5 protein-coding genes and 1 pseudogene are annotated in these 5331 nt (G+C 60.1%); 2 read left to right on the plus strand and 4 right to left on the minus strand.

Translation table 11 applies throughout. The annotated features are described in order from the left end of the window. Positions 1 to 136: 136 nt before the first annotated feature. Together ACOCD2_RS11625 and ACOCD2_RS11630 are read left to right on the plus strand one after the other, a co-directional pair. Entirely contained in the window at positions 137 to 640 is a 504-nt protein-coding gene (locus ACOCD2_RS11625) for a DsrE family protein (protein ID WP_293650610.1), read from the plus strand. Positions 641 to 799: 159 nt separating this feature from the next. Continuing rightward, a complete protein-coding gene (locus ACOCD2_RS11630; protein WP_293646559.1) occupies positions 800 to 2971 on the plus strand; it encodes a RelA/SpoT family protein in 2172 nt (723 codons plus the stop codon). Here the strand turns inward: ACOCD2_RS11630 and ACOCD2_RS11635 are convergent, their stop codons facing one another. The 4 genes and pseudogenes from ACOCD2_RS11635 to modA all read right to left on the minus strand — a co-directional run. Then, on the minus strand, positions 2972 to 3502 hold the full coding sequence (locus tag ACOCD2_RS11635) for a TOBE domain-containing protein (protein WP_308214442.1): 531 nt from the start codon (positions 3500 to 3502) through the stop codon (positions 2972 to 2974). Further along, positions 3497 to 3964 (minus strand): annotated as a pseudogene (locus tag ACOCD2_RS11640) (ATP-binding cassette domain-containing protein); the annotation flags it as partial. The gene ACOCD2_RS11635 and the pseudogene ACOCD2_RS11640, both read right to left, overlap by 6 nt. Beyond that, complete coding sequence (modB, locus tag ACOCD2_RS11645) at positions 3961 to 4641, minus strand: molybdate ABC transporter permease subunit (protein WP_293646557.1); 681 nt, start codon at positions 4639 to 4641, stop codon at positions 3961 to 3963. The pseudogene ACOCD2_RS11640 and the gene modB, both read right to left, overlap by 4 nt. Further along, a partial coding sequence (modA, locus tag ACOCD2_RS11650; protein WP_305800295.1) for a molybdate ABC transporter substrate-binding protein occupies positions 4638 to 5331 on the minus strand: 694 nt, incomplete at its 5' end. The genes modA and modB, both read right to left, overlap by 4 nt.

The following is a 5331-nucleotide window of genomic DNA, read 5'->3' on the forward strand; positions in this document are numbered from 1 at the left end:
AGGGCTGATTGTTTGGCGCTTACGTTAAGTTCGGTTTCATGTTTCCTGTTGTCTGCGGAATTCCCCGGCGCATAATCAAGAAAACGAATTGTTGTCATGGTCTAAACTTGATGTACAAACAACAAGGAGAGAGAACATGTCCCCAAGAGTTTTTATCCTGTGTTTGCTGTTGGCCCTGTCGTATGAAGGCCTAGCCGGCAAGCGCGTCAATACCCCCTATGAAGACCCGAAAGCGGTTTTTGATTATTATTTCGATGATCCCCGCCATATCAACAGCGCCCTGTTCTGGGTACGGTCCTACATGAACCCCCTGATGGAAGCGCCCTACAACCTTGCGCCCGAGTTCATGGATATCGTTGTGGTGATTCACGGTACAGAGATCGTGACTGTGGCCAAGGCTAACCAGAAAAAATACGCCGAAGCCGTGGGTCGGATGGGCTATTACGCCAGCCTGGGTGTAAAGTTCCGTGTTTGTGGTCTGGCCGCGGCCGACTATGGGTACAGGGCTGAGGATTTCCAGGATTTCATCGAGGTCGTGCCATCCGCCATAACCGAACTGGGCCATTGGCAGCAGAAAGGCTATGCATTGCTCACACCCGCTATTCTGGACAAGAAGTTTTCTATCGAGGAAATTCGTTGAAACGCTCCTGAAAAAAAGAGGATGATGCCGCTGTTTTCTTGAGGTGCTCGGGCGCCATTTCTGGTTTTTTCCGGGGCTCCGAAATACTCTGCGAACAAGGGTAACTGTGGTATCTTAAAGCCGATTCATGGTTGTCTTTCCGGAGTTACTTCAAAGCTGATGGTCAGCACTGTTTCCCATCTTCCCGAAACCGGCAGTCTGGGCCAGGAGCATTTGACGGCCTGGCTTGCCGCCCTGGCCGGGCATCGCAGCCGGCAGGAGATCCATGCCATTTCGCAGGCCCTGGATATTGTTCACCAGGTGCATGACGAAGAGCCTACCTTCGGCGGCATGCAGCATCAGCTGGCGCTGGTGCAGACGGCGGATATTCTCTATCAGCTGAACCTGGATACCGAGGCGCTCATCGCCGCCTTGCTTTCGGATCTGCCCAATGCCGAACTGGAACTGGCCGCGCCTTTTGGAGAACGCGTCCAGACCATGATCCGCGACCTGGTGCGCATCCGCACCGTGGCGGTAACGGGAAGCAGCGACACCAGCGAGAAACAGAGTGAAAACCTGCGCCGCATGCTGCTGGGGCTGGCGGATGACGTGAGGGTGGTGCTGATCGTACTGGCCAAGCGCCTGCAGCTGATGCGGGTGATAGGCGACCTGGACGCCGAAGACCAGCAGCGCATCGCCGATGTCACCCAGCGCCTTCATGCGCCCCTGGCCAACCGCCTGGGCATCTGGCAGATCAAGTGGGAGCTGGAAGACCGTTCCCTGAGGGTGCTGCATCCCAATGCCTATCGGCAGATCGCCAATGCACTGGAGGAAAAAAGGGAAGAGCGGGAGCACTTCATCGAACAGGTGATCGCCCGTCTGGAGAAGCAGTGCAAGGAGCACGGCATCGCGGCTGAGATCAGTGGCCGTCCCAAGCACATCTACAGCATCTGGAAGAAGATGCAGCGCAAGGGTGTGGATTTTACCGAGATCTTCGACGTACGCGCCGTGCGGGTGCTGGTGGATACGGTCGCGCAATGCTACGAGGTGCTGGGCATGGTGCACGGTGACTGGCAGCCTATTCCCAGGGAGTTTGATGATTACATTGCGCACCCCAAGGAAAATGGCTACCGTTCCCTGCATACCGCCGTGGTGGGGGATGACGGCAAGCCGCTGGAGGTCCAGATCCGTACCCGCGAGATGCATGAACACGCCGAGTGCGGCGTGGCGGCGCACTGGCGCTACAAGGAAGACGGCAAGGGGGATGCGGAACTGGAACGCCGTATCGAGTGGATGCGGGCCTGGCTGGAAGAACCGGGAGAAGCCTCCGCCGAAGAGGTCGATGCGGAATTCGAAGCACAGCGTATCTACGTGCTCACACCTGACGGCAAGGTTGTGGAACTGCCTCGTGGCGCCACTGCCGTGGATTTTGCCTATGCCATTCACAGTTCTGTGGGGCACCGTTGCCGTGGTGCCAAAGCCGACGGAAAGATGATCTCCCTCACCCAGCCCCTGGAGAGCGGACAGACCGTCGAAATCATCACCGCCAAGGAAGGGGGGCCCAGTCTCGACTGGGCCAACGCCAGCTCGGGCTACGTGGTGACTTCCCGAGCGCGCAACCGCATCCGGCACTGGTTCAAGCGGCAGGGTTACGAACAGCATGTGCAACTGGGCAAAGCCAGTCTGGACAAGGAAACTGCTCGTCTCGGTGTCGGCAAGCCTGATCTGGAAGCCCTGCTGCCCAAATACAATTTCAAGTCCGTGGACGATCTGTACGCAGCCATTGGCCGGGGCGAGGTCTCTGCCACCCAGATCGCCAACCTGCAGATCGACACCAGCCGGGACGACGAGGAAATCACGGCCAGGGCCGACAGGCGGACATCCCGCCATACGGGCAAGGCCGGTCAGGTGGTGGTTCAGGGGGTGGACGATCTCATGACTCACACGGCCCGCTGCTGCAAGCCCGTGCCCTACGATCCCATCGTCGGTTACATCACCCGGGGACGGGGGGTGACCATTCACCGGGAAGACTGCAAGGTGGTCAGGCGGTTGCGCGAGGAACAGGCGGAGCGGCTGATTCCCGTCAGCTGGAGCGAGGATCAGCCCATGGGTACGTTTCTCGTGGATGTACAGATCTACGCCCATGACCGCAAGGGACTGTTGCGCGACATCAGCTCGGTGTTCTCCAATGAAGAAGTGGACGTACTGGGGGTAAAAACCCATACCGACCGGAAGAAGGAGATGGCGAACATGAGGTTCACTGCAGAAGTGACGGACATGGCCCAGCTCAGCAAGGTTCTGGAGAAGCTGGCACAGATACCCGATGTGCAGGAAGTTCGCCGGCAGACCTGATCAGGCCAGCAGGGCCACGGTCTTGGCTTGAGCGTACACAGATTTTCCGGGTTGCAGTTCGAGCAATGCTGCCGATTTGCGCGTGATGCGGGAAAGCTGGGGGATGCCACCCACCTGCAGTTTCACGGTCACCTGGGAATCGCCGGTTGGCACGATTTCGTCCACGATGGCGGGAAAGATGTTGAGGATGCTGGTGTCCGTCTGCCGCGCCAGGGTCAGGCTCACGTCGCGGGCAATGACCCGCAGGCGCACCACGGTCCCAACAGCCAGGTCTTTTCTTGCTACCGTGAACCTGCCGCCAGGGAAATCCAGATAGGTGAGGGCGTAGGTGTCATCGTGTTTGGCGACACGGGCTTCAATGAGTGCTTCGGCATCGTTACCCCGGGCCAGGGGCAGGTCCACGCGGGTCAGCATGTCGGGGGAATGGCTGACGTAGATCACGGGAATATCCAGGCGGGCATGCAGCGATTCCAGGTGGGGCAGGATCTCCTGCTTGCGGAGTACATCGAGGGCGGCCAGCGGCTCATCCATGAGCAGCAGTTTGGGGCTGACGGCCAGCGCCCGGGCAATGGCCGCCCGCTGGCGTTCGCCGCCGGAAAGCTGCCGGGGCTTGCGCATCAACAGCTGGCCGATATCCAGCAGATCGACGGCATTGTCCAGGGACACCCTGCGCTGATCCGCCGGTACCCGCCTGAGCCCGTATTCCAGGTTTTTCCGTACGTTCAGGTGGGGGAACAGGCTGGCTTCCTGAAAGACATAACCCAGTGGCCGCCGGTGGGGCGGTAGGAAACAGTCCCCGTCCTGCCATACCTATCCACCCATCCGGAGTACGCCCCTGGCCTTTGGCTGCAGCCCGGCGATGGCGCGCAGCAGGGAGGTCTTGCCGCATCCAGAAGGTCCGAACAGGGCGGTTATGCCTCTGGCGGGAATCCCGAGATCCACGTCGAGAAGAAAACCTTCCTTCTCCAGTTTCAGGCTGACCTGAATACTCATTGCTGCGCCACGGCAAAACGGCGGTTGACGGCATACACCAGGATCAGCATCAGGAAGGCCAGCAGCAGGCCGGCGGACAGCAGGTGTGCCTGGCCGTATTCCAGTGACTCGACATGGTCATAGATGGCGATGGACAGCACCTGGGTCCTGCCGGGTATGTTGCCGCCGATCATGAGCACCACCCCGAATTCGCCCAGGGTATGGGCAAAGCCCAGCACCGCGGCAGTGAGAAAACCGGAATGTGCCAGGGGCAGGGTGATGGTAAAGAAACGGTCCAGGGGGGAGGCCCGCAGGGTGGCGGCCACTTCAAGGGGGCGGTCGCCGATGGCGGCAAAGGCATTCTGCAGGGGCTGGATTACGAAGGGCATGGAATAGAGCACGGAGCCGATGACCAGACCGGTGAAGCTGAAAGCCAGAGAGGGACCGCCCAGGGATTGTGACAGGCTGCCCAGAGGCCCGTTGGGGCCAAGGCTGATGAGCAGATAGAAGCCCAGCACCGTCGGAGGCAATACCAGGGGCAGGGCGATGAGCGCTTCGAGAAGGAACTTGAAACGCCATTTGCTGCGGGCCAGCCACCAGGCCAGGGGTGTACCCAGAAGCAGCAGGATGACGGTGGTCAGCCCCGCCAGCCTCAGGGTGATGAACAGGGCGCTGATATCGGCGTCGCTGAGGCTCATGGCAAGTCGTAACCTGAGTCGCGGATGAGCGCTTTCACTTCATTGCTCCGTACGAAGGCTGCAAATTCCCGGGTGGCTTTTGAAGGCTTGAGTACCACCGCCTGCTGTTCGATGGGCGAATAGAGGAGGGTGGGAACGGCCCAGTGGGAACCGGGCGCCGGTGGCCCGGCTCGTTTGATCTGTGACCAGGCGACAAGGCCCAGTTCGGCATTGCCGCTTTTCACGAACTGGAAAGCCTGGCCGATGTTCTCACCACGCACGGTGCGGGGCTGCAATCTCTGCCACAGGCCCAGCGCCTGGAGTACCTCCCTGGTGGCCTTGCCGTAGGGCGCCAGCCGTGGGTTGGCCATGGCCAGGTGTTTGAAATCGCCCTGCTCGAGGATCTTTCCCTGTGGATCGACGTAAGCAGGCAATGGACTCCAGAGCACCAGTTTGCCCAGGGCGTAGGTGAAGCGGCTGCCGGGCTGGGTGAAACCTTCCGATTCCAGCAGTTCCGGCCGCCGGCTGTCTGCCGCGAAGAACAGATCGAAAGGCGCGCCGTGGCGGATCTGTGCATACTGCTTGCCGGTGGCGCCGACGCTGATATGAACCTTGTGGCCGGTAGCCGCTTCGAATCTTTTTGTGATGGTTTTGAGCGTGCCGGCAAAATTGCTGGCCACGGCCACGGCCACGGCCACGGCCACGGCCACG

It is taken from the genome of Thiolapillus sp., assembly GCF_048562965.1.
In the GTDB taxonomy this organism is placed as follows: domain Bacteria; phylum Pseudomonadota; class Gammaproteobacteria; order Chromatiales; family Chromatiaceae; genus Thiolapillus; species Thiolapillus brandeum_A.

Bases quoted from the DNA above. Each gene is read 5' to 3' on its own strand.
- ACOCD2_RS11625 (WP_293650610.1), top strand. From the start codon at position 137: ATGTCCCCAAGAGTTTTTATCCTGTGTTTGCTGTTGGCCCTGTCGTAT.
- ACOCD2_RS11630 (WP_293646559.1), top strand. From the start codon at position 800: ATGGTCAGCACTGTTTCCCATCTTCCCGAAACCGGCAGTCTGGGCCAG.
- ACOCD2_RS11635 (WP_308214442.1), bottom strand. From the start codon at position 3,502: ATGGATGAGCCGCTGGCCGCCCTCGATGTACTCCGCAAGCAGGAGATC.
- modB (WP_293646557.1), bottom strand. From the start codon at position 4,641: ATGAGCCTCAGCGACGCCGATATCAGCGCCCTGTTCATCACCCTGAGG.